Origin of the sequence: Chelatococcus sp. CO-6 (assembly GCF_001271345.1) — a bacterium.
In the GTDB taxonomy this organism is placed as follows: Bacteria; Pseudomonadota; Alphaproteobacteria; order Rhizobiales; family Beijerinckiaceae; genus Chelatococcus_A; species Chelatococcus_A caeni.
Map to the genome: position 1 here is coordinate 2,807,256 of NZ_CP012398.1, position 20,115 is coordinate 2,827,370.

Here is a 20,115-nt window from a genome sequence, read left to right on the forward strand (position 1 = left end):
GACTCTGGCCGGTCAGTAGGCGCGTGCGATGCAGAAGGCGACGGCGTCGAGGAGCGCCGTCTTCATGGGGCTGTCGGGGAACGCGGACAGCGCCTCGCAGGCGGCATCGCCATAGGTGCGGGCCCGCGCGATGGTGTCCTCGATGGCGCCGTGGCGGCGCATGATGCGCTGCGCCTCGGCGAGGTCCTCGTCGCGCACCTCGCCCTTCTCCAGCGTGCGGTGCCAGAAGGCGCGCTCCGCCTCGTCCCCCCGCGCGAGCGAGAGCACGACGGGCAGGGTGATCTTGCCCTCGCGGAAGTCGTCGCCGACGTTCTTGCCGAGGCTGGCGCTGGAGCCGCCGTAGTCGAGCGCGTCGTCGATGAGCTGGAAGGCGATGCCGAGGCTGGTGCCGTAGCTGCGGCAGGCGGCCCGCTCATGGGCGGGGCGGGCGGCGAGAATGGGCCCGACCTCGCAGGCCGCGGCGAAGAGCGCAGCGGTCTTCGCCTCCACCACGGCGAGATAGCCCTGCTCGGTGGTGGCGAGGTTCTTGGCCGCCGACAACTGCCACACCTCGCCCTCGGCGATGACGGCCGCCGCATCGGCGAGCACGGCGAGGGCGTCGAGCGAGCCGACCTCGACCATCATCTTGAAGGCCTGGCCGAGCAGGAAATCGCCGACGAGCACGCTCGCCTCGTTGCCCCACAGCATGCGGGCGGCGAGCTTGCCGCGGCGCATGTCGCTCTCGTCCACCACGTCGTCGTGCAGCAGGGTCGCGGTATGCATGAATTCGACGCTCGCGGCGAGCTTGACGTCGCCGTCGCCCTCGTAGCCGCAGAGCTGGGCGGTGGCGAGCGTCAGCATGGGCCGCAGGCGCTTGCCGCCGGAGGAGATGAGATGGTTGGCGACCTCGGGAATCATCGCCACGTCCGAGCCTGTCCGCGACAGGATCATCTGGTTGACGCGGGCCATGCCGGGGGAGACCAGCGCCACGAGCCTGTCTATACCGGTCTGCTCCCGCGCGCGCTCCTCCATGGGGACGACGACACCCACGCTCTCTTCCTCCAACTTGACGCCACCAGCAGCCGCGACAAATAGCGATATTTGCTGCACCTTGCACGCACCAATGACGGGCCGCAACGGGCCCCATTGCCGCAAGGCGGGGGCGGCCATGCCCTCGGGCGCAGGAAGGCGGGGAATGAAGGAACTCATGCGCACCAACGACATCGTGCTTCTGGGGGCCGCCGAGGCGCTCCTCAAGGCGGCGGACATCCCCTGTTTCGTCGCCGATGCGCATATGAGCATCCTCGAGGGATCGATCGGCGCCTTCCAGCGGCGGCTGCTCGTCGCGGACGACGAGGAGGCCCGGGCGCGCCGCCTTCTCGGCGATGCGGGGTTTGCGGCAGAGCTGCGCGATGCGTGACGGAGAGCCGGCCGCTCACGGTGAAGTGACCGAGGACGCCATGCTGGACGGCCGTCTGCGGCTCGTGCAGCCCCGCAAGGGCCACCGGGCGGGGTCGGACGCCGTGCTGCTGGCGGCGGCTTGCGGTGAGGTCGCCGCTGAGACGGTGGCCGATTTCGGTGCCGGCGTCGGCGCCGTCGGGCTGATGGTCGCTGCGCGGCATCCCGCCTGCCGGGTCGTGCTCGTCGAGAACGATCCCGGCCTCGCGGCGCTGGCCCGCCGCAATGTCGCGCTCAACGGGTTCGAAGACCGCATGGAGGTGTGCGAGGCCGACATTCTCGCGCCGGCCACCGTGCGCCGGAAGGCCGGGCTCGCTGCGGGCTCGGCCGGCCTCGTCGTGACCAATCCGCCCTTCTGGCCGGCGGGCAGGGTGCGCACCTCTCCCGATGCCGGGCGCCGGGCGGCGCATGTCATGGCCGACGAGGCGCTGGAGGGGTGGTTGCGCGCCGCTGCCGACATGCTCGCGCCGGACGGACGCCTCGTCCTCATCCATCGGGTGGATGGGCTGGCCTGGCTTCTTGCCGCGCTTGCCGGGCGGTTCGGCGACATCGCGGTGCGTCCGGTCTATTCAGCTCCCGACAGGCCGGCGGTACGGCTGCTCGTCGCCGCCCGCAGGGGCAGCCGGGCCCCCATGCGGCTTCTGCCCGGCTTCGTGCTCAGCGGCGCGGACGGACGCTTCACGCCGGAAGCGGACGCCGTGCACCGTGGCACGGCGTCCGTCGCGATGGGCTGATTACCAGCGCGGGCGACAAACGCGGCGCGGTCCCCAATCCGTGTAGACGGTGCGGCAGACCACGCGCGACCGCGGCGGCGGTCCCCAGTAGCGGCCACGCCGGTCGCGGCCCCATCCGCGGCCGTAGCCGCGCGGCGGCGGACCCCAATGGCGGCGCGGCGGGCCGTAGTACTGCGCCCTCTCGATGTCGGTCGGCGTGCTGGCCAGCCGGACGGCGTCCTGCGAGGCGGCGAAGGGGCTTGCCGCTGCCGGCTGGGCGATCGCGAGGCCGAAGAGGCCGGCGAACAGTGCCGCTGCACAGATCCTGCTCATGCGGAACATCACTTCCTCCTTTCTCGCCGGCTCCAGGCGGAGCCTTCTGGCGAAATCCGGGACATCATCCGGCATGGCAGATGAACCGGCGATGTATGGAAACGCGCGGCGTCCCTGCCTTGTTTCCCCCTTGGGGCCGGCTATGCTGGCGGGCCCTGCATCGCCTATCCCGCAAGGTGCCATGTTTTCAGCGCCCCTGTTCCTGAGACGCTTCCTTCCCGCGCGCTTCCGCGCCCGCCAGCCGCTGGTGCCGGTGGTGCGCCTGCAGGGCACCATCGGCATGCCCATGCCGCTGCGCTCCAACATCACCCTCGAATCCGTGGCGCGATCGCTGGAGACGGCGTTCGGCTTCGGCGATGTCGCGGCGGTGGCCGTCATCGTCAATTCGCCCGGCGGTTCGCCGGTGCAGTCGCATCTCATCATGCAGCGCGTGCGCGCCCTGGCCGACGAGAAGGAGGTGCCGGTCTTCGCCTTCGCCGAGGATATCGCCGCCTCCGGGGGCTACATGCTGCTGCTCGCGGCCGACGAGATCTTCGCCGATTCCTTCTCGCTCGTCGGCTCCATCGGCGTCGTCTCGGCCGGCTTCGGCTTCGACAAGCTCATCGAGCGCTTCGGCATCGAGCGGCGCGTCTACACGGCGGGCGACCGCAAGATGATCCTCGACCCCTTCCGGCCGGAGCGGCCCGAGGACGTGGCGCGCCTCAAGGACATCCAGGCCGAGATCCACCGCAAGTTCATCGCCATCGTGCGCGAGCGGCGCGGCGCCCGCCTCCATGGCGGCGACGACGAGCTCTTTTCGGGGGCCTTCTGGTCGGCGCAGGAAGCCCTGGACCTCGGCATCATCGACGGCATCGGCGACCTGCGCTCGGTGATGCGCCAGCGCTTCGGCGACAACGTGCGCCTGCCGCTGGTGGCCGAGCGGCGCTCGCTCTTCTCGCGCGGGCTCCTGGGCAAGGCCGAGGCCTCCGCCCTCGTCGATCCCGCCGAAGTCGTCGCCGCGCTCGAGGAGCGGGCGCGATGGGGGCGCTTCGGCCTCTAGAGGCCCCTCAGCGGTCCCGGCAGACCACCGGCTCGCCGTAGCCGGCATAGACCACCCGGATCGGCTTGAGGCACGGCGCGGCCTGCGGCCGGCCCGCCCGGGAGACAGCCGGCGGGCCGGCTGCCTCCGTCACGATCGGGCCTCTGCCCATGGCGCTGACGGCGAGGGGCGTCAGGGCCGCCGAGAGCGCGGCAAGGGCGGTGATGGCGAGCAAGGTGCGCATGGCGGGAGCCCCGATTTCACATCGTTCAGCGCTGCGGGAGAGGTTGGCAGGCGTACCAGAGGGCATGGCCGTTGCGGTCGTAGACGACGCGCAGCGGCATGCCGCAGGTTTCGTCGACGCTTGCAGGCTGCAGCTGCGGCTGCGGCGGTCGACGCGGCGGCACGCGCTTGTTGCAGGCCGCGCCCGGCTGGCAGTTGGAGCTGCTGGCGTGGGTGATGCGATCCCGCTCCAGGATGCGGCGGTAGACCCCGTGGTCGTCGCCGCCCTCGCCGGAGCTGCCCGGGCCGCCGGCACCGCCACCGATGCCGCCACCACCACCGCCACCACCACCGCTGCTACCGCCGCCACCGCCGCCTTGTCCGCCGCCGGCGGACTGGGCGAAGGCGGGGGAAGCGGCGGTGAGGGCGAGCGCTCCGGCGGCGCCGGTGGCGAGGGCGAGGGCGAGCATGGTGGCCCGCGTGGTCTTCGTCATGGTCATCATGGCCGTTCTCCTGTTCCGTGGGCGGTTCGTTCCGCCGACGACAGGAGCATGCCCTGCGCCTCTTCCTGGCGATGTGCGCCGCTGCACCTGGCCTGCAACCACCGGGCGAGCCGGGGATGGTGCCTTCATGCGCAGAGGAAGCCGTTGACTTGAAAGGCCCGGCGGCTAGGTTGCCGCGATCCCGCCTGCGGGCGGACGGATGTTCTCGATGAAGGGGCGGCGATGAGCGCGGCCGAACGGATGACTGATAGCCACATGAGCCCCGCGCGGTCCTTCCAGGGGCTGATCCTCACTCTGCAGCGCTTCTGGGCGGAGCGCGGCTGTGTCATCCTGCAGCCCTACGACATGGAGGTCGGGGCCGGCACCTTCCATCCTGCGACGACGCTGAGGGCGCTCGGCCCCAGGCCCTGGCGGGCGGCCTATGTGCAGCCCTCGCGCCGGCCGAAGGACGGGCGCTACGGCGAGAACCCCAACCGCCTGCAGCATTACTATCAGTTCCAGGTCATCCTGAAGCCGAGCCCGAAGGACCTGCAGGACCTCTACCTGCAGTCGCTCTATGCCATCGGCATCGATCCGGCGCTGCACGACATCCGCTTCGTCGAGGACGACTGGGAAAGCCCGACGCTCGGCGCCTGGGGCCTCGGCTGGGAGTGCTGGTGCGACGGCATGGAGGTGAGCCAGTTCACCTACTTTCAGCAGGTGGCGGGCTTCGAATGCGCGCCGGTGGCGGGTGAATTGACCTACGGGCTCGAGCGCCTCGCCATGTATGTCCAGGGCGTCGAGAACGTCTACGACCTCAACTTCAACGGCGGCGAGGGGGCGGAGAAGGTCACCTACGGCGAGGTCTTCCTGCAGGCCGAGCAGGAATATTCGCGCCATAACTTCGAGCACGCCGACACCGAGATGCTCTTCCGCCACTTCAAGGACGCGGAGGAGGAGTGCCGTCGCCTGATCGCGGCCGGCGCGGCGGGCGACGGCGACAACGACCGGCGCCACAAGCTCGCCCTGCCGGCCTACGACCAGTGCATCAAGGCGAGCCACGTCTTCAACCTGCTCGACGCCCGCGGCGTCATCTCGGTCACCGAGCGCCAGAGCTACATCCTGCGCGTGCGCGAGCTCGCCAAGGCCTGCGGCGCGGCATGGCTGGCGACGGAAGGCGGCGGGGCCGCCTGAAGGGTTCGCGTCGTGACATCTTTCGCCGTGATGCTGGACACCATCCTTCACGCCCAGCATACCAAGCACTGAAACCCCGGCCCCTCCCCGCAAGGGGGAGGGGAGTGACAGGCGCTCGTTCTATGCCCGATCTTCTCCTCGAACTCTTCTGCGAAGAAATCCCTGCCCGCATGCAGCGCAAGGCGGCGGAGGACCTGAAGAAGCTCGTCACCGACGCGCTCGTCGAGCGTGGCCTCGTCTATGAGGGCGCCAGGGCCTATGTGACGCCGCGCCGGCTCGCCCTGCAGGTCGTCGGCCTGCCGGCCCGCCAGCCGGACGTGCGCGAGGAGAAGAAGGGCCCGCGCGTCGGCGCGCCCGAGGGCGCCGTGCAGGGCTTTCTGAAGAGCGCCGGCCTTGCCTCGCTCGACGAGGCGAAGGTCGTCGCCGACCCGAAGAAGGGCGAGTTCTACGTCGCCGTCATCGAGCGTCCGGGCCGCGACACGCCCGAGGTCGTCGCCGAGATCGTGCCCGACGTCATCCGCAGCTTCCCCTGGCCGAAGTCGATGCGCTGGGGCAAGGCCTCCGCGGAGCCGGGCGCGCTGCGCTGGGTGCGGCCGCTGCACTCCATCCTGTGCACCTTCGGCCCCGAGACCGAGATGCCGGACGTGGTGCGCTTCGAGGTGGGCGGCATCGCCTCCTCGGACGTGACCTTCGGCCACCGCTTCATGGCGCCGGGCCTCATCCTCGTGCGCCGCTACGACGACTACGTCACATCGCTGGAACAGGCCAAGGTCGTGCTCGACCTCGACCGCCGCAAGGACATCATCCTCAACGAGGCGAAGAACCTCGCCTTCGCGCAGGGGCTCGAGCTCGTCGAGGACGAGGCGCTGCTGGAAGAGGTGGCCGGGCTCGTCGAGTGGCCGGTGGTGCTGATGGGCTCCTTCGAGGAAGCCTTCCTCGCCGTGCCGCCGGAGGTGATCCGCGCCACCATCCGCGCCAACCAGAAGTGCTTCGTGCTGCGCGACGGCCAGACGGGCAAGCTCGCCAACCGCTTCATCCTCGTCTCCAACATCGAGGCCAAGGACGGCGGCGCGGCCATCGTCGCCGGCAACGGCCGCGTGGTGCGCGCCCGCCTGTCGGACGCCAAGTTCTTCTGGGAGACGGACAAGCGCACGAGGCTGGAAGACCGGCTGCCGAAGCTCGATTCGATCGTCTTCCACGAGAAGCTCGGCACCCAGGGCGAGCGCGTCGCGCGCCTCGCCGCGCTGGCGCGCGAGCTCGCCCCGATCGTCGGGGCCGATGCGGACAAGGCCGAGCGGGCCGCACGCCTCGCCAAGGCCGACCTCGTCAGCGAGATGGTCGGCGAGTTCCCCGAGCTGCAGGGCCTCATGGGCCGCTACTACGCTGCCGAGCAGGGCGAGGACGCGGCCGTCGCCGCGGCCGTCGAGGACCATTACAAGCCGCAGGGCCCGTCGGACCGGGTGCCGGATGCGCCGGTCAGCATCGCGGTGGCCCTCGCCGACAAGCTCGACACCCTCGTCGGCTTCTGGTCCATCGACGAGAAGCCGACCGGCTCGAAGGACCCGTATGCGCTCAGGCGCGCGGCGCTCGGCGTCATCCGGCTGGTGCTGGAGAATGGCGTCCGGCTGAAGCTCGTGCAGTTCCTCGATGATCTCGTCGTCGTCGGCCGGCTGACGTCGAGCTACGAATTGCCGGCCGGCACGCCGAAGGTCTCGACGCTCGAGGACCTCCTCGCCTTCTTCGCCGACCGCCTCAAGGTCTACCTGCGCGATAAGGGTGCGCGGCACGACCTCATCGATGCCGTCTTCGCGCTCGAGGGCCAGGACGACCTCGTGCTCATCGTCCGGCGCGTGGAGGCGCTCGGCCGCTTCCTCGACACCGGGGACGGCAGGAACCTGCTCGCCGGCTACAAGCGCGCCGCCAACATCCTGCGCATCGAGGAAAAGAAGGACGGGCGCAGCTATGACGGGACGCCCGACCTCGCGCTCATCGCCCAGGCCGGGCAGATCGAGGAGAAGGGCCTTGCGGTCGCGCTCGATGCGGCACGGCGCGACGCCTCGACGGCCGTCGCGCGCGAGGATTTCGAGGGCGCCATGCGGGCGCTCGCGGCGCTGCGCCCTGCGGTCGATGCCTTCTTCGACAAGGTGACGGTCAATGCCGAGGATCCCGCCCAGCGCGAGAACCGGCTGAAGCTGCTCAACGCCATCCGCGAGGCGACCCGCGAGGTGGCGGATTTCTCCAGGATCGAGGGTTGACGGCGAAAGGGGCCTTGGTTGCCCGTCATGGCCGGGCGTGAGCGCCATGCCCCAATTGGCTGGCCGAGCGTGCAGAACGACGTTCCACCGCCGTCATGGCCGGGCTTGTCCGACTTGCGTCCCTTCCAAGAGACGCAACGCGCATGCGCGTTGCTGTTGCCATCCACGCCTTATGCCTGGTGCTGGATGCCCGCGACGAGCGCGGGCATGACGTGGGAGGGTGGTTCGGCGGACTGGACGAAGCTCCCCCCGGAACAACCGGCGATTGTGCGGCGTTGCCTGTCGGGACGTGACATCACGCCCGACAGGAGAGCGCCATGACCGCCAACCTCATCGTCATCCAGCCGCTGGTCGCCCTCATCGCCGGCGTGCTGATCCTCATCGTGCCGCGCCTGCTCAACTATATCGTCGCGCTCTACCTCATCCTCGTCGGCATCCTCGGGCTCTTCGGCGGCCGCCTCTGATCAGGCCGGGCTGCGCCGGGGCGTGACGAGGAAGACCCCGCCGGCGATGAGGGCGAGGCCGGCGAGCATCGCGAGCGTCACCGTCTCGGCGAAGACCGCGACCGCGATGGCGACGCCGAAACCGGCCGCGACATAGCCGATCTGGCTGAGATAGACGGGCCCCGCGACGCGCTGCAGCTGGAAATAGAGCACGTACATCAGCGCCGAGACGCCGACCTGCGCCGCGATGATGGCGCCGGCGCCGCTCGCCGGCCCAAGGTCAAGGAGCTGCGTGCCGTTGACGGCCATGAAGGGCGAGAGCCACAGCGCGCCGGCGAGCAGCATGGCGGCGGCGAGCGCCAGCGGCGCGGAGCCCTTCGGCCAGTAGAGCGTGCGGTGCACGTTGCCGAAGGCGACGGAGAGCGGCACGAGCAGGGCGGCGAGCAGCCAGGCCGGCGAGGTGCCGTCGGCCCGCGCGATCATGTTGGCCACGACGAGCGCCGTGCCGACGCAGCCGAGCACCAGCCCCGCGATGCGCCTGCCCGAGGGCGCGTCGATCCTGACCGACACGGCGAGGGCGTAGGTGATCAGCGGCGACAGGGCATAGGGCACCGAGGCATAGGCGGCGCCCGCCCGGGCCGCCACCTCGAAGCCGATGTAGTTGGGCGCCGCGACGGCGAGGAGGCCGGCGAGCGCGTAATAGACGAGATGTTCGCGCGTCAGGGCCGGCCGTTCGCCACGGCCGGCAGCGAGCGCGAGCAGCACGACGCCCGCGCCGAGCGCCATCCAGAAGGCGAATTCCGGCCCGGCGATGCCAATGGCCGCGGCGCCCTTGGCGAGGTTGACCGTCAGGGCGATGAGAAAGCCGACGCTGACGAGCAGCGCGAGTGCGGTGGACATGCGGGTTCCTCGTCGGATGCGTCGTCGGGCGCCCTTGCGCAGGGCGGCCACGGACGGCAGAATATCTTTGAACCAATAATCTTGAATTCAAGATAACTGTCAAGCGGGTGAATCGGGATGGACGAGGCGATCGGCCCGGAGCGTGCGGAGCGCATCGCGGAACAGTGGCGGCGGGAGCGGCCGGATATCGACCCTTCGCCGATGGTGCCGCTCGGCCGGCTGTCGCAGGCGGCGCAGCTGCTCTCCGAGCGGCTGGCGGCGGTCTTCCGCGATCACGGCCTCGGCCGGGGCGATTTCGACGTGCTCGCCTCGCTGCGCCGTTCCGGGGCGCCCTATGCGCTGACGCCGACGGCGTTGTGGTCGCAGCTCATGCTCACCTCCGGCACCATGACGAGCCGCCTCGACCGGCTGGAGAAGAACGGCTTCATCACGCGCGAGCCGTCGCCGGAGGACCGGCGTGCCGTGATCGTCCGCCTGACGGACAAAGGGCTCGCCACGGTCGACGCGGCCGTGGTCGACCATGTCGCCAACGAGCGGCGCATCCTTTCCGCCTTCTCGCCCGGCGAGGTCGAGCAACTGTCCGAGTTGCTCGCCCGCCTCATCGCCGCGCTGGGCCAGGCGGAGGAGGGCGCGCCTGCGGCGAAAGCGCGCAATGCGGAGCCGCCGTCAAAATCGATTTGAGCGGCAGCGGCAGGAACTCACCCGTCCTTCGGCGCATTGCCTTTTGCGCCCGGATGGGCCAAGCCTTCAGCGCCTGTGCTGCAGGCGCGAAGAGTGACCACGAACGGGGTCGGTGATGACGAAATGGGTCTACACCTTCGGCGATGGCACGGCCGAAGGCGAGGCGGGGATGCGCAACCTCCTCGGCGGCAAGGGCGCCAACCTTGCGGAAATGTCGAACCTCGGGCTGCCGGTGCCGCCCGGCTTCACCATCACCACCGAAGTCTGCACCTATTACTACGATCACGAGCGCAGCTATCCCGGCGACCTCGCGGCGCAGGTCGAGGAGGCGCTCGCCCATGTCGGCCGCCTGACCGGCAAGACCTTCGGCGATGCGCGCAACCCGCTGCTCGTCTCGGTCCGCTCCGGCGCCCGCGCCTCGATGCCGGGCATGATGGACACCGTGCTCAACCTCGGCCTCAACGACGTGACGGTCGCTGCCGTCGCCGCTGCGGCCGGCGATGCGCGCTTCGCCTGGGACAGCTACAGGCGCTTCATCACCATGTATTCGGACGTGGTCCTCGGCGTGGAGCACCACCATTTCGAGGAGGCGCTGGAGGACTACAAGGCCCGCAAGGGCTATGACCTCGACACGGATCTCCTCGCCGAGGACTGGCAGGTGCTCGTCGCCCGCTACAAGGAGATCGTGGCGAAGGAACTCGGCAAGCCCTTCCCGCAGGACCCGAAGGAGCAGCTGTGGGGCGCCATCGGCGCCGTCTTCGGCTCCTGGATGAACAACCGCGCCATCAAGTACCGCGAGCTGCACGCCATCCCCGCCTCCTGGGGCACGGCCGTCAACGTGCAGGCGATGGTCTTCGGCAACCGCGGCGAGACCTCGGCGACCGGCGTCGCCTTCACCCGCAACCCCTCGACGGGCGAGAAGGAGCTCTATGGCGAGTTCCTCATCAACGCCCAGGGCGAGGACGTGGTGGCGGGCATCCGCACGCCGCAGGACATCACCGAGAAGGCGCGCCTCGCCTCCGGCTCCGACAAGCCGTCGATGGAACAGGCGATGCCCGCCGCCTATGCGGAGCTCGTGCGCATCTACGAACTGCTCGAGCGCCACTACCGCGACATGCAGGACCTCGAATTCACCGTCGAGGAAGGCAAGTTGTGGATGCTGCAGACGCGCTCCGGCAAGCGCACGGCGAAAGCCGCGCTCAAGATCGCGGTCGATCTCGCCAGCGAGGGCCTCGTCTCGCGCGAGGAGGCGATCACGCGCATCGACCCGCTCGCGCTCGACCAGCTGCTGCATCCGACCATCGATCCCAAGGCTGACCGGCGCGTCATCGCGAGCGGCCTGCCGGCCTCGCCCGGCGCGGCCTGCGGCGAGATCGTCTTCTCGTCGGAAGACGCGGAAGAGGCGAAGAAGGCCGGCCGCAAGGTGATCCTCGTGCGCGTCGAGACGAGCCCGGAGGACATCCACGGCATGCACGCGGCCGAGGGCATTCTGACGACCCGCGGCGGCATGACCTCGCATGCGGCCGTCGTTGCCCGCGGCATGGGCAAGCCCTGCGTCTCGGGCGCCGGCTCCATCCGCGTCGACTACCGCGCGGGCGTGATGCTCGCCGCCGGCCAGACCTTCAAGAAGGGCGACGTCGTCACCGTCGACGGCTCCACCGGCCAGGTGCTCGCGGGCGAGGTGAAGATGCTCGAGCCCGAGCTCTCCGGCGAGTTCGCCACCCTCATGGGCTGGGCGGACGGCGTGCGTCGCATGAAGGTGCGGGCGAATGCCGAGACGCCGCTCGATGCGAAGACGGCACGCAACTTCGGCGCCGAGGGCATCGGCCTCTGCCGCACCGAGCACATGTTCTTCGACGGCGACCGCATCGTCGCCGTGCGCGAGATGATCCTCGCGGATGACGAGGCCGGCCGCCGCGCCGCCCTTGCCAAGCTCCTGCCCATGCAGCGGGCCGATTTCGTCGAGCTCTTCACCATCATGCAGGGCCTGCCGGTGACGATCCGGCTGCTCGATCCGCCGCTGCACGAATTCCTGCCGCACACGGACGCCGAAATCGCCGAGGTGGCCGCGAGCCTCAAGGTGGATGAGGACAAGCTGCGCCGCCGCGCCGGCGAGCTCTCCGAGTTCAACCCGATGCTCGGCTTCCGCGGCTGCCGGCTTGCCGTGCGCTATCCCGAGATCGCCGAGATGCAGGCGCGGGCCATCTTCGAGGCGGCGGTGGAAGCCGGCAAGGGCACGGACGAGCCCGTCGCCGTCGAGGTCATGGTGCCGCTCGTCATGACGCGGGCCGAGCTCGACCTCGTCAAGGGCCGCATCGACGCCATGGCCGAGGCGGTGAAGGCCGAGACCGGCGTTGCCGTGCCCTATCAGGTCGGCACCATGATCGAGCTGCCGCGGGCCGCGCTGCGCGCCGGCGAGATCGCCGAAGCGGCGGCCTTCTTCTCCTTCGGCACCAACGACCTCACCCAGACGACGCTCGGCATCAGCCGCGACGACGCCGCCTCCTTCCTCGGCACCTACACGGCCGGCGGCATCCTGCCCGCCGATCCCTTTGTGACGCTGGACCAGGAGGGTGTCGGCGAGCTCGTGAAGCTCGCCGCCGAGCGCGGCCGGGCGACGCGCTCCGACCTCAAGCTCGGCATCTGCGGCGAGCATGGCGGCGATCCCGATTCGATCCGCTTCTGCGAGGGCGCCGGGCTCGACTACGTCTCCTGCTCGCCCTACCGCGTGCCGATCGCCCGCCTCGCGGCGGCGCAGGCGGCGCTCGGCAAGAGGGCGGCGAGCCAGGCCTGAGGTGCCATGCAAGGCGCGGCGGGCAGGAAGGGCGCAGGCGGGACGCATGGAGCGGCCCGGCGGCGCCCCCTGGCCGAGACCGTCTCGCCCGCGCGGGCGAGATGGCGCCGTCGCCTCGCCATCCTCTATTTCGGCGACAGCCGGCCGAGCTTCTGGTTCCGGCTCGTCCTCATCGGCTTCGACGCCGTCACCATCCTCTATTTCCTGATCTCCACGGTCATCTATCCGGAGGGGGACCGCCACTGGATCGATTATCTCGTGGCGGCGGTGCTGACCGTCGACTATGCGGCGCGCATGGCGATCGCGCCGACGCTCTGGCGCTTTCCGCTGCGCGGGGCCTCGCTCGTCGATGCGCTCGTCATCTTTTCGCTCGTGGTGCCGGTGCTCGCCAACAACTTCGCCTTCCTGCGCCTCCTGCGCATCTCGCGCTTCCTGCAGTCGCCCTACATGTCGCGCGAGATCACCGAGATCTTCCCCGCCTACCGCGAGAACGAGGAGGCGGTGAGGGCCGGCGTCAACCTCGCCGTCTTCATCCTGATGATCACCTCGGTCGTCTTCGTGTGGGAATACGGCCGCAATCCGGGCATCAACAATTATCTCGATGCCCTCTATTTCACCGTCACCACGCTGACGACGACCGGCTTCGGCGACATCATCATGACCGATACGGTCGGGCGGATGCTGACCGTGATCACGATGGTCGTCGGCGTCGCCATGTTCGTGAACCTCGCGCGGGCGCTCTTCCGGCCGACGAAGGTCTATCATGCCTGTCCCTCCTGCGGGCTCGAGCGGCACGATGCCGACGCGGTGCATTGCAAGCACTGCGGGCGCGTCCTGAACATCGCCTCGGAGGGCTTTTCCGACTGACCGTCCGCTTTGGCACAGGCCGCCCCGGCGCCGCTTAACCGTCTCTCAACGTTACGACGCGATAACTTTGCGGGAGAGGGGCGGGCATTTGCCTGTGGCGGAGCCGCAACGCTTGTCCGTCCTTGCCTGGTGGTCATGAGCGGCGTTGGGTGACATGCGTTTGCGTCGTGTGCGTTGGCGACGGTCGAGAATGGCGTGGATCTGCGGCACGGTGGCGCCGTGGGCGCTGGCCGGCGGCATGCTCGTCTCCTTCACCGCGAGCGCCGGGCAGGACCTGTCGAGCGGCATCAGCGCCGCTCCGCTCGCGCCCGTCCTCGCCCCCAGGCTCGGCAACCTCGTGCCGTCCTCCGCCTCGCTCGGCGAGGCGCTGATGCGCGGGCCGGCCGGCGACGCCGGCAATCTTTTCGACATCGCGGCCCTCGATCTGTCGGATCCGCAGCCGGATGCCGCTCCGCTCGAGGCACCGCCGCGCGAGGAGATGAAGGCGGAGCCACCCGGCTTCCCCGAAGTGGACCGCAACCTCAAGGGCGATCCGCCGGTCGCCCTGCGGCCGAGCCTCAGCCGCCTCGGCCGCAGCGAGCGGGAAGGGCGCGCCGCCATGCTGTCGCGCATGCTGCTGTCGCGCGACGAGCGCCTGCTGCCTGCCACCATCCTCATGCCGGGCGCGCTCGACATTCCCTCGCCGGACGAGATGGCGGCCTTCGAACCGTGGTCGAGCGAGAGCGACACGATGACCGAGCGCTCCTTCGCGCCCCGCTCGCCCGCGGTCGCGGCAAGCGCCGGCACCGGCATCACCGTCGTCGACGGTGCGACCCCCGCCGTCGCCCGCGCCGAGAGCCTCGCCTCCGCGACGCCGGCGCCGGCGGATGCGACGCCCATGGAGATCGCCGGGGCGCCGGTGTCCTATGCCGCCGTGCGTGTCGGCGACGGCCTGTCGGTCGTCGAGAAGAACGACGAGCGCCCGCAATATGCCGACCTCATCGATCCCGAGCGGATGTCGGGCGAGCAGCGCTGCCTCGCCGAGGCCATCTATTTCGAGGCGCGGAGCGAGAGCGAGGCGGGCCAGGCGGCCGTGGCCCAGGTGGTGCTCAACCGCGTGCGGTCGGGCCTCTACCCGTCCACCGTCTGCGGCGTCGTCTACCAGAACCGCCACCGCTACAAGGCCTGCCAGTTCTCCTTCGCCTGCGAGGGCCGCTCCCTGCGCATCACCGAGGCGGGCCCGTGGCGGCGGGCCGTGCGCGTCGCCCGCGAGGTCACGGAGGGCACGACCTATCTCGCCGACGTCGGCGGCGCGACGCACTACCACGCTGACTACGTGCGGCCCTACTGGGCCAAGCGCCTGAAGAAGAAGGACGTCATCGGGCGCCACGTCTTCTACCAGCTCCGGCCCGGCCAGCGCTGAGCCGCCGGCTTTACCTTAACGACGCGTTATCGTTGCACCGGCGCGGCTTTCGGCCTTTCGTTGCGGGAACAGGAACGCGCAACGGGCGCCAGGCCCGGCCGGAGGCGTCGATGATCGTGCATTTGAGAATTGCGGCACTCGCCGCCTGCCTTGCCGCGCCCGGTGCGGCCCTCGCCGGCGGCTTCTATGAGGACGGCTGCCGCCACTGCGGGGTGATCGACGAGGAATGGCCCATCGCCGCCTGGCGCGGCGGTGGCGCCAATGTCCATTATTCGGGCGGGGTGGTCTATGCTCAGGACTATTGGCCGGCGCGCCGCGCGCATCACCGGCACCGCATCGTCTCCAAATCGGCACCGCCGCGGGTCATCTACGGCCCGCGATAGCTTTTTGCCTTCGCTGCCCGGTGCGTGCGCCGCGGCGGCATTCCCTCCCCCCTTGTGGGGGAGGGTAGGGAGGGGGGCGCAAAAACCCCGAGGCTGTGCTCTTGCGTCACCGCCCCGCACCCCTGGCCCCTCCCCGCAAGGGGGAGGGGAAACCTCAACCCGCAGCGTCCACGGCGATATCGAGCCCGATATCCAGCACCGGCGCCGAATGGGTGAGGGCGCCGACGGAGATGGCGTCGACGCCGGTCTCGGCGATGGCGCGGACGGTCGTGAGGTCGACGCCGCCCGAGGCTTCGGTGCGCATGCGCCCGCCGACCATGGCGACCGCCTCGGCCAGCATGCCGGGCGCCATGTTGTCGAGCATGACGACATCCGCGCCCTCCGCGATCACCTCGGCGAGCTGGTCGAGCGTGTCGACCTCGATCTCGATCTTGACGAGATGGCCGGCGGCGGCCTTTGCCGCCCGGAGCGCCGGCCGCACGCCGCCGGCAACGGCGATATGGTTGTCCTTGATGAGGATGGCGTCGTCGAGGCCGAAGCGGTGGTTGAGCCCGCCGCCGCAGGCGACGGCATGTTTTTCCAGCGCCCTCAGCCCCGGCGTCGTCTTGCGCGTATCGCAGATGCGGGTACGCGTGTGCGCCACCTCGGCCGCATAGGCCGCCGTCAGCGTGGCGATCCCCGAGAGGCGGCCGAGAAAGTTGAGCGCCACCCGCTCGGCCGCGAGTACGGCGCGGGCGGGCCCGGCGACGGTGGCGATCGCCTCGCCGGCGGCGAGGTCGTCTCCGTCATGGCGATGCGCCGTGAAGCGGATGCGCTCGTCCGTCAGCCGGAAGGCGGCCTCGGCTGCCGCGAGCCCGGCGAGGCGGCCGGCCTTGCGCGCCATGAGCCGCGCCGTGGCGGCGCGCTGCGCGGGAATGCAGGCGGCGCTGGTGATATCGCCGGCCCGGCCGAGATCCTCGACGAGCGCGGCGCGCACGATGTCGGCGAGAAGGAGAGGATTGCCGAATTGCATGGAGGTGTCCTCGTTGGCGTGTCAGCCGGCCCGCCGCTGCCGGGGCAGCAGGGCGTCTTCGAGCGCGGTCATCGTCGTCAGGGTGCGCCGGGCAGGACCGGCCAGCGGCCGGTCGGCGCGGTAGTGGCCGCCCCGGCTTTCCTCGCGCAGCAGCGCCGCAGCGGCGATCAGGAAGGCGCAATCGGCCATGGCCGCAAGGACGGGGTCCGCTCCGGTGCGCATGGGGCCGATCTCGGCGAGGGCCGCCGCAAGGCCTTCGCCGTCGCGCACGACGCCGACACGCTCCTGCATCGTCCGGCGCAAGGCGGCGATGGCGACTGGATCGGACGCTGCCGGCGGGCCTGGCGGCAATGTGGTGATAGCGCCATCGGCCGGCCCTGTGTCGTGCAGCGCGTGACCGATGGCCTCCGCCGCGCGGGCGCCGAAGACGACGGCTTCGAGCAGGGAGTTGGAGGCGAGGCGGTTGGCGCCGTGCACGCCCGTCGCCGCCACCTCGCCGACGGCCCACAGGCCGGGCAGGCTGGTGCGGCCCGAAAGGTCGGTGGCGATGCCGCCCATGTGGAAATGGGCGGCTGGCGCGACCGGCAGGAGGTCGCGCGCGGGGTCGAGCCCGGCGGCGGCAGCGGCGGCATGGACGGTGGGGAAATGCGTTGCAAAGCCCGGGCCGGGCGCCGCGCGGCCGTCGAGGAAGGCGCCCTCGCCGGCGAGGATGGCGGCCTGGACGGCGCGCGCCACGACGTCGCGCGGCGCCAGGTCGAGGGCCGGGTGCACGCCCTGCATCAGCCGGCGCCCGTCCCGGGTGACGAGCACGGCACCCTCGCCGCGCAGCGCTTCGGTCGCGAGCGGCGCGGGATCGCGGCCGATGGCGAGGGCGGTGGGATGGAACTGCACGAACTCCGGATCCGCGATCACCGCCCCGTGCCGCGCTGCGATGGCAAGACCGGCGCCGATGGCGCCGGGCGGATTGGTGGTGACCGCAAAGAGGCCGCCGATGCCGCCGGTGGCGAGCACGGTCGCCGGTGCGGTGATGGCAAGGCCGGGCCCGCCGTCGCAGGCGCGAACGATCGCCCCGCGCACGCGCCCGCCCGTGATGATCAGGTCATCGAGCAGCTGCCCCTCGATGATCGTGACTGACGGCGTGCGGCGGATGGCGGCGGCGAGCGCCTGCATGACGGCGAAGCCGCTGCGGTCGCCATCGACGGCGAGCACGCGCGCGCGGCTGTGCGCGGCCTCGCGCGAGGGCTTCAGCCGGCCGTCGCCGGAACGGGTGAAGGGCACCCCGAGCGCGACGAGATCGGCGATGCGCGCCGGGGCCTCCGCGCAGAGGAGGCGGGCCGCCTCGTCGACGACGAGCCCGGCCCCGGCGGCGATGGTGTCCTCGGCGTGCAGATCCGGCCTGTCGTCCGCACCGACGGCCGCGGCGATGCCGCCTTGCGCCCAGGCCGAGGCCGCGCCTTCCCCGAGCGGGCCGGGCGAGACGAGGATGACCGGCCGCGGCGCCAGCCTGAGCGCGGTGAAGAGCCCGGCAAGGCCTGCGCCGACGATGAGAACGGGCGCGCTCACTGCGCCACCGCCGCGGGCTTTGAGCTGAGCGCCACCATGCGCTCCACTGCTCGGCGTGCCCGTGCGGCGATATCGGGATCGACCGTGATCTCGCCCGTCAGATCGCGCAGGCAGGCGTGGATCTTCGGCAGGGTGATGCGCTGCATGTGCGGGCAGAAGTGGCAGGGCCGCACGAATTCGACGTCAGGCACCTCGGCCTCGACATTGCCGGCCATCGAGCATTCGGTGACGAGCACGACGCGGCGCGGGCGCTCGCGCTTGACCCAGTCGATCATGTGCGCCGTCGAGCCGGCGAAGTCCGAGGCCGCGACCACGTCGGGCGGGCATTCGGGATGGGCGATGATGCGCACGCCCTCGTGGATCTCGCGCAGGGCGCCGATGTCCTCGGCGGTGAAGCGCTCGTGCACCTCGCAGGCCCCGTGCCAGGCGATGATCTCGACCTTCGTCTGCGCCGCCACGTTGGCGGCGAGGTAGCGGTCGGGCAGGAAAATGACGCGCGGCGCGCCGAGGCTCTCGACCACCTGAACGGCGTTGGACGAGGTGCAGCAGATGTCGACCTCCGCCTTCACCTCGGCCGAGGTGTTGACATAGGCGACCACCGGCACGCCGGGATAGCGCTGGCGCAGCAGGCGGATGTCGGCGGCCGTGATCGATTCCGCCAGCGAGCAGCCCGCCTCCCGGTCGGGGATCAGCACCGTCTTGTCCGGGTTCAGCAGCTTCGCGGTCTCGGCCATGAAATGCACGCCGCACTGCACGATCACGCGGGCCTCGACGCGGGCTGCCTCGCGCGCGAGCTGCAGGGAATCGCCCACGATGTCGGCGACGCAGTTGTAGATCTCGGCCGACTGGTAGTTGTGGGCGAGGATAACGGCGCCGCGCTCCCGCTTCAGGTCGTTGATCGCCTTGACATAGGGCGCATGCAGCGGCCACTCGGCCGGCGTGACGATGTGGCGCACGCGCTCGTAGAGATGGGCCGTGGCGCGCTCGACCTCGGGCGTGAAGGCAAGCGGCGCGCCGTGGCGGATGGTCTCCCGGATCGCGACTTCCGCGTGCATGGCAGGTCTCCTTATATGCTCAAGTTGAGCATATTGATGGTACACAAATGACCGCCGAAGCGGTTCTTTATTTGCTCATCATGAGCATAACTATCTTAGCAGAACTGGTTTGGACTGGCTAGGGAGGGCTTCTCGTGGAAGGTCGCTCGAAGCGCGGGATCAGGTCTTTCCTGCGTTCGGAAACGTCCTTGGCCGGTCAAAGGCATGTCGCCCGCTTCAGTCCCTGCGCAGCCTCGTGCCCCGGACGCACCGCAGCATGCAATGATGCGGTGCCGAGCCGGGGCCCAGCCATAGAGTGCCTGCGGCAAGCTGTTGTGCTGGACCCCGGATCGCATTCCGCTTCGCTGCATGCGTCCGGGGAAAGAGGTTCCGTTTGAATGCGAGGGTGCGCGATCGGCCCGACCGCCGCCCCCGATCACCTCCCGCCGCTCTACTCAGCCGCCGCGACCACCGGGCCGAGGTCGCCGACGATGGCTTCTTCCAGGCGGGCGAGGACATGGGCCGTGCAGGGGGCGATGTTGCGCCGGGCGATCAGCCAGACGGCGAGGCGGGCGTTGAAGTCGCAGACGTCGAGCACCTTGAGCTGGTCGCGCCAGGGGCTCGCGGTGACGAGCCGGGCCGGGACGAGGCCGAGGCCGATGCCGCGGGCGACGAGCGACAGCTGCACCTCGACGCCCCACAGCTCGACGGCGACATCGAGCGTGTGGCCGGTCGCGCCGAGCGCCCGGTCGAGCAGATGGCGGAAGCCGCAGCCGTCCGGATTGATGACCCAGGGATCCCCGGCGAGGGCGGCGATGGGAATGCGCCCGCTGGCCGGATGGTCGGCCCGCGCCACGACAACCACTTCCTCGGATGCGATGTGCCGCAGCGACAATTCCGGCAGGTCGCCAGCGCTGCCGCGCCGCATGCCGATGACGGCGTCGAGCTCCTGGGCGGCGAGCTTGCCGATGAGCCGCTCCGTCCAGTCGACCACGACGACCAGCTTCGCCTGCGGCACCGTCCGCCGCACGGCATCGATGCCGAGGGACAGCACCGAATCGGCGATGCCGCTGCTGATGCCGATGCGCAGGGGCGGCTTGATGCGGCTCGAGCGCAGCTCGCTGGCGAACTGGTCGGCCGCGCTCAGCACCTTGACGCCCTCGCGGTACGCGTGCTCGCCTGCAGCCGTCAGCCGGGCCGGCTTCTGCTCCCGGTCGAGCAGCACGGCGTCGAGCTCCGCCTCCAGCCGCTGCAGGCGCCGCGTCACGGCCGGCTGGGTGATGTTGAGGCGGCCCGCCGCGCGGGCGAGGGAACCCGTTTCAGCGACAGCGATGAGGGCGCGCAGGTCCTCGAGATTCATGTCTTTTCGTCATGTCTATGAT

At 70.5% G+C, this 20,115-nt stretch carries 20 protein-coding genes; 11 read left to right on the forward strand and 9 right to left on the reverse strand.

From position 1 onward, the window contains the following. Window positions 1-12: 12 nt before the first annotated feature. Window positions 13-1,029, reverse strand: coding sequence for a polyprenyl synthetase family protein (locus AL346_RS13205; RefSeq protein WP_026014959.1), 1,017 nt, complete (start codon window positions 1,027-1,029; stop codon window positions 13-15). Window positions 1,030-1,174: 145 nt separating this feature from the next. On the opposite strand from AL346_RS13205, the gene AL346_RS13210 reads away from it, so the two are divergent. Further along, a complete protein-coding gene (locus tag AL346_RS13210) occupies window positions 1,175-1,399 on the forward strand; it encodes a DUF2007 domain-containing protein (RefSeq protein ID WP_019401139.1) in 225 nt (74 codons plus the stop codon). A gap of 40 nt (window positions 1,400-1,439) precedes the next feature. After that, window positions 1,440-2,171 carry a tRNA1(Val) (adenine(37)-N6)-methyltransferase gene (locus tag AL346_RS13215; RefSeq protein WP_245303203.1) on the forward strand — a complete coding sequence of 244 codons (732 nt, stop codon included), beginning with the start codon at window positions 1,440-1,442 and terminating at the stop codon, window positions 2,169-2,171. On the opposite strand, the gene AL346_RS13220 is transcribed toward AL346_RS13215, so the two are convergent. Continuing rightward, window positions 2,172-2,483, reverse strand: a complete 312-nt coding sequence (locus AL346_RS13220) for a hypothetical protein (protein WP_156332753.1) — start codon at window positions 2,481-2,483, stop codon at window positions 2,172-2,174. It lies immediately after the preceding gene. A 181-nt stretch (window positions 2,484-2,664) separates the two neighbouring features. Between AL346_RS13220 and AL346_RS13225 the strand changes: the two genes are divergently transcribed. Further along, window positions 2,665-3,522 (forward strand): S49 family peptidase, encoded by an 858-nt coding sequence (locus AL346_RS13225; protein ID WP_019401142.1) that lies wholly within the window; start codon window positions 2,665-2,667, stop codon window positions 3,520-3,522. Window positions 3,523-3,529: 7 nt separating this feature from the next. On the opposite strand, the gene AL346_RS13230 is transcribed toward AL346_RS13225, so the two are convergent. Both AL346_RS13230 and AL346_RS25080 read right to left on the reverse strand, forming a co-directional pair. Continuing rightward, window positions 3,530-3,745, reverse strand: a complete 216-nt coding sequence (locus AL346_RS13230; protein ID WP_019401143.1) for a hypothetical protein — start codon at window positions 3,743-3,745, stop codon at window positions 3,530-3,532. A 25-nt stretch (window positions 3,746-3,770) separates the two neighbouring features. After that, complete coding sequence (locus tag AL346_RS25080) at window positions 3,771-4,226, reverse strand: hypothetical protein (protein WP_019401144.1); 456 nt, start codon at window positions 4,224-4,226, stop codon at window positions 3,771-3,773. A 255-nt stretch (window positions 4,227-4,481) separates the two neighbouring features. Here AL346_RS25080 and AL346_RS13240 point away from each other — a divergent pair, with 255 nt between their 5' ends. From AL346_RS13240 to AL346_RS24680, 3 genes are all read left to right on the forward strand, one after another. Next, on the forward strand, window positions 4,482-5,399 hold the full coding sequence (locus AL346_RS13240; protein ID WP_019401145.1) for a glycine--tRNA ligase subunit alpha: 918 nt from the start codon (window positions 4,482-4,484) through the stop codon (window positions 5,397-5,399). Window positions 5,400-5,521: 122 nt separating this feature from the next. After that, window positions 5,522-7,654: a glycine--tRNA ligase subunit beta gene (glyS, locus tag AL346_RS13245; protein ID WP_019401146.1), complete on the forward strand. Its 2,133-nt coding sequence runs from the start codon at window positions 5,522-5,524 to the stop codon at window positions 7,652-7,654. 317 nt (window positions 7,655-7,971) lie between these two features. Next, window positions 7,972-8,118 carry a DUF3096 domain-containing protein gene (locus AL346_RS24680; RefSeq protein WP_019401147.1) on the forward strand — a complete coding sequence of 49 codons (147 nt, stop codon included), beginning with the start codon at window positions 7,972-7,974 and terminating at the stop codon, window positions 8,116-8,118. On the opposite strand, the gene AL346_RS13250 is transcribed toward AL346_RS24680, so the two are convergent. Beyond that, window positions 8,119-8,997 carry a DMT family transporter gene (locus AL346_RS13250; protein ID WP_019401148.1) on the reverse strand — a complete coding sequence of 293 codons (879 nt, stop codon included), beginning with the start codon at window positions 8,995-8,997 and terminating at the stop codon, window positions 8,119-8,121. A gap of 117 nt (window positions 8,998-9,114) precedes the next feature. Between AL346_RS13250 and AL346_RS13255 the strand changes: the two genes are divergently transcribed. The 5 genes from AL346_RS13255 (at window position 9,115) to AL346_RS13275 (ending at window position 15,124) form a co-directional block, all read left to right on the forward strand. After that, a complete protein-coding gene (locus AL346_RS13255; RefSeq protein ID WP_019401149.1) occupies window positions 9,115-9,678 on the forward strand; it encodes a MarR family winged helix-turn-helix transcriptional regulator in 564 nt (187 codons plus the stop codon). Window positions 9,679-9,793: 115 nt separating this feature from the next. Beyond that, window positions 9,794-12,472, forward strand: a complete 2,679-nt coding sequence (gene ppdK, locus AL346_RS13260) for a pyruvate, phosphate dikinase (protein ID WP_019401150.1) — start codon at window positions 9,794-9,796, stop codon at window positions 12,470-12,472. A gap of 6 nt (window positions 12,473-12,478) precedes the next feature. Then, entirely contained in the window at window positions 12,479-13,339 is an 861-nt protein-coding gene (locus AL346_RS13265) for a potassium channel family protein (RefSeq protein WP_019401151.1), read from the forward strand. A 190-nt stretch (window positions 13,340-13,529) separates the two neighbouring features. Further along, on the forward strand, window positions 13,530-14,741 hold the full coding sequence (locus tag AL346_RS13270; RefSeq protein WP_019401152.1) for a cell wall hydrolase: 1,212 nt from the start codon (window positions 13,530-13,532) through the stop codon (window positions 14,739-14,741). A 110-nt stretch (window positions 14,742-14,851) separates the two neighbouring features. Then, window positions 14,852-15,124 carry a hypothetical protein gene (locus AL346_RS13275; RefSeq protein WP_019401153.1) on the forward strand — a complete coding sequence of 91 codons (273 nt, stop codon included), beginning with the start codon at window positions 14,852-14,854 and terminating at the stop codon, window positions 15,122-15,124. 154 nt (window positions 15,125-15,278) lie between these two features. Here AL346_RS13275 and nadC read toward each other — a convergent pair whose 3' ends face one another. The 4 genes from nadC to AL346_RS13295 all read right to left on the reverse strand — a co-directional run bounded on the left by nadC (window position 15,279) and on the right by AL346_RS13295 (window position 20,093). Then, the gene (gene nadC, locus AL346_RS13280; RefSeq protein WP_019401154.1) at window positions 15,279-16,136 is read right to left on the reverse strand and encodes a carboxylating nicotinate-nucleotide diphosphorylase; all 858 of its coding nucleotides are present in this window, start codon (window positions 16,134-16,136) and stop codon (window positions 15,279-15,281) included. A gap of 21 nt (window positions 16,137-16,157) precedes the next feature. Next, window positions 16,158-17,699, reverse strand: coding sequence for an L-aspartate oxidase (locus AL346_RS13285; RefSeq protein ID WP_053193761.1), 1,542 nt, complete (start codon window positions 17,697-17,699; stop codon window positions 16,158-16,160). Further along, window positions 17,696-18,754 carry a quinolinate synthase NadA gene (nadA, locus tag AL346_RS13290; protein ID WP_019401156.1) on the reverse strand — a complete coding sequence of 353 codons (1,059 nt, stop codon included), beginning with the start codon at window positions 18,752-18,754 and terminating at the stop codon, window positions 17,696-17,698. The genes AL346_RS13285 and nadA overlap by 4 nt, the downstream gene beginning before the upstream one ends. A gap of 430 nt (window positions 18,755-19,184) precedes the next feature. Further along, complete coding sequence (locus tag AL346_RS13295) at window positions 19,185-20,093, reverse strand: LysR family transcriptional regulator (RefSeq protein ID WP_019401157.1); 909 nt, start codon at window positions 20,091-20,093, stop codon at window positions 19,185-19,187. Window positions 20,094-20,115 lie beyond the last annotated feature (22 nt).

What these genes read in the sequence shown, in the direction of transcription:
- AL346_RS13265 (WP_019401151.1), top strand. Translation starts at nt 12,479, where the DNA reads ATGCAAGGCGCGGCGGGCAGGAAGGGCGCAGGCGGGACGCATGGAGCG.
- nadA (WP_019401156.1), bottom strand. Translation starts at nt 18,754, where the DNA reads ATGCACGCGGAAGTCGCGATCCGGGAGACCATCCGCCACGGCGCGCCG.
- AL346_RS13250 (WP_019401148.1), bottom strand. Translation starts at nt 8,997, where the DNA reads ATGTCCACCGCACTCGCGCTGCTCGTCAGCGTCGGCTTTCTCATCGCC.
- AL346_RS13220 (WP_156332753.1), bottom strand. Translation starts at nt 2,483, where the DNA reads ATGAGCAGGATCTGTGCAGCGGCACTGTTCGCCGGCCTCTTCGGCCTC.
- AL346_RS13295 (WP_019401157.1), bottom strand. Translation starts at nt 20,093, where the DNA reads ATGAATCTCGAGGACCTGCGCGCCCTCATCGCTGTCGCTGAAACGGGT.
- AL346_RS13275 (WP_019401153.1), top strand. Translation starts at nt 14,852, where the DNA reads ATGATCGTGCATTTGAGAATTGCGGCACTCGCCGCCTGCCTTGCCGCG.
- ppdK (WP_019401150.1), top strand. Translation starts at nt 9,794, where the DNA reads ATGACGAAATGGGTCTACACCTTCGGCGATGGCACGGCCGAAGGCGAG.
- AL346_RS13255 (WP_019401149.1), top strand. Translation starts at nt 9,115, where the DNA reads ATGGACGAGGCGATCGGCCCGGAGCGTGCGGAGCGCATCGCGGAACAG.
- AL346_RS25080 (WP_019401144.1), bottom strand. Translation starts at nt 4,226, where the DNA reads ATGATGACCATGACGAAGACCACGCGGGCCACCATGCTCGCCCTCGCC.
- AL346_RS13270 (WP_019401152.1), top strand. Translation starts at nt 13,530, where the DNA reads ATGGCGTGGATCTGCGGCACGGTGGCGCCGTGGGCGCTGGCCGGCGGC.
- AL346_RS13225 (WP_019401142.1), top strand. Translation starts at nt 2,665, where the DNA reads ATGTTTTCAGCGCCCCTGTTCCTGAGACGCTTCCTTCCCGCGCGCTTC.
- AL346_RS13210 (WP_019401139.1), top strand. Translation starts at nt 1,175, where the DNA reads ATGAAGGAACTCATGCGCACCAACGACATCGTGCTTCTGGGGGCCGCC.
- AL346_RS24680 (WP_019401147.1), top strand. Translation starts at nt 7,972, where the DNA reads ATGACCGCCAACCTCATCGTCATCCAGCCGCTGGTCGCCCTCATCGCC.
- AL346_RS13215 (WP_245303203.1), top strand. Translation starts at nt 1,440, where the DNA reads ATGCTGGACGGCCGTCTGCGGCTCGTGCAGCCCCGCAAGGGCCACCGG.
- nadC (WP_019401154.1), bottom strand. Translation starts at nt 16,136, where the DNA reads ATGCAATTCGGCAATCCTCTCCTTCTCGCCGACATCGTGCGCGCCGCG.
- glyS (WP_019401146.1), top strand. Translation starts at nt 5,522, where the DNA reads ATGCCCGATCTTCTCCTCGAACTCTTCTGCGAAGAAATCCCTGCCCGC.
- AL346_RS13230 (WP_019401143.1), bottom strand. Translation starts at nt 3,745, where the DNA reads ATGCGCACCTTGCTCGCCATCACCGCCCTTGCCGCGCTCTCGGCGGCC.
- AL346_RS13240 (WP_019401145.1), top strand. Translation starts at nt 4,482, where the DNA reads ATGAGCCCCGCGCGGTCCTTCCAGGGGCTGATCCTCACTCTGCAGCGC.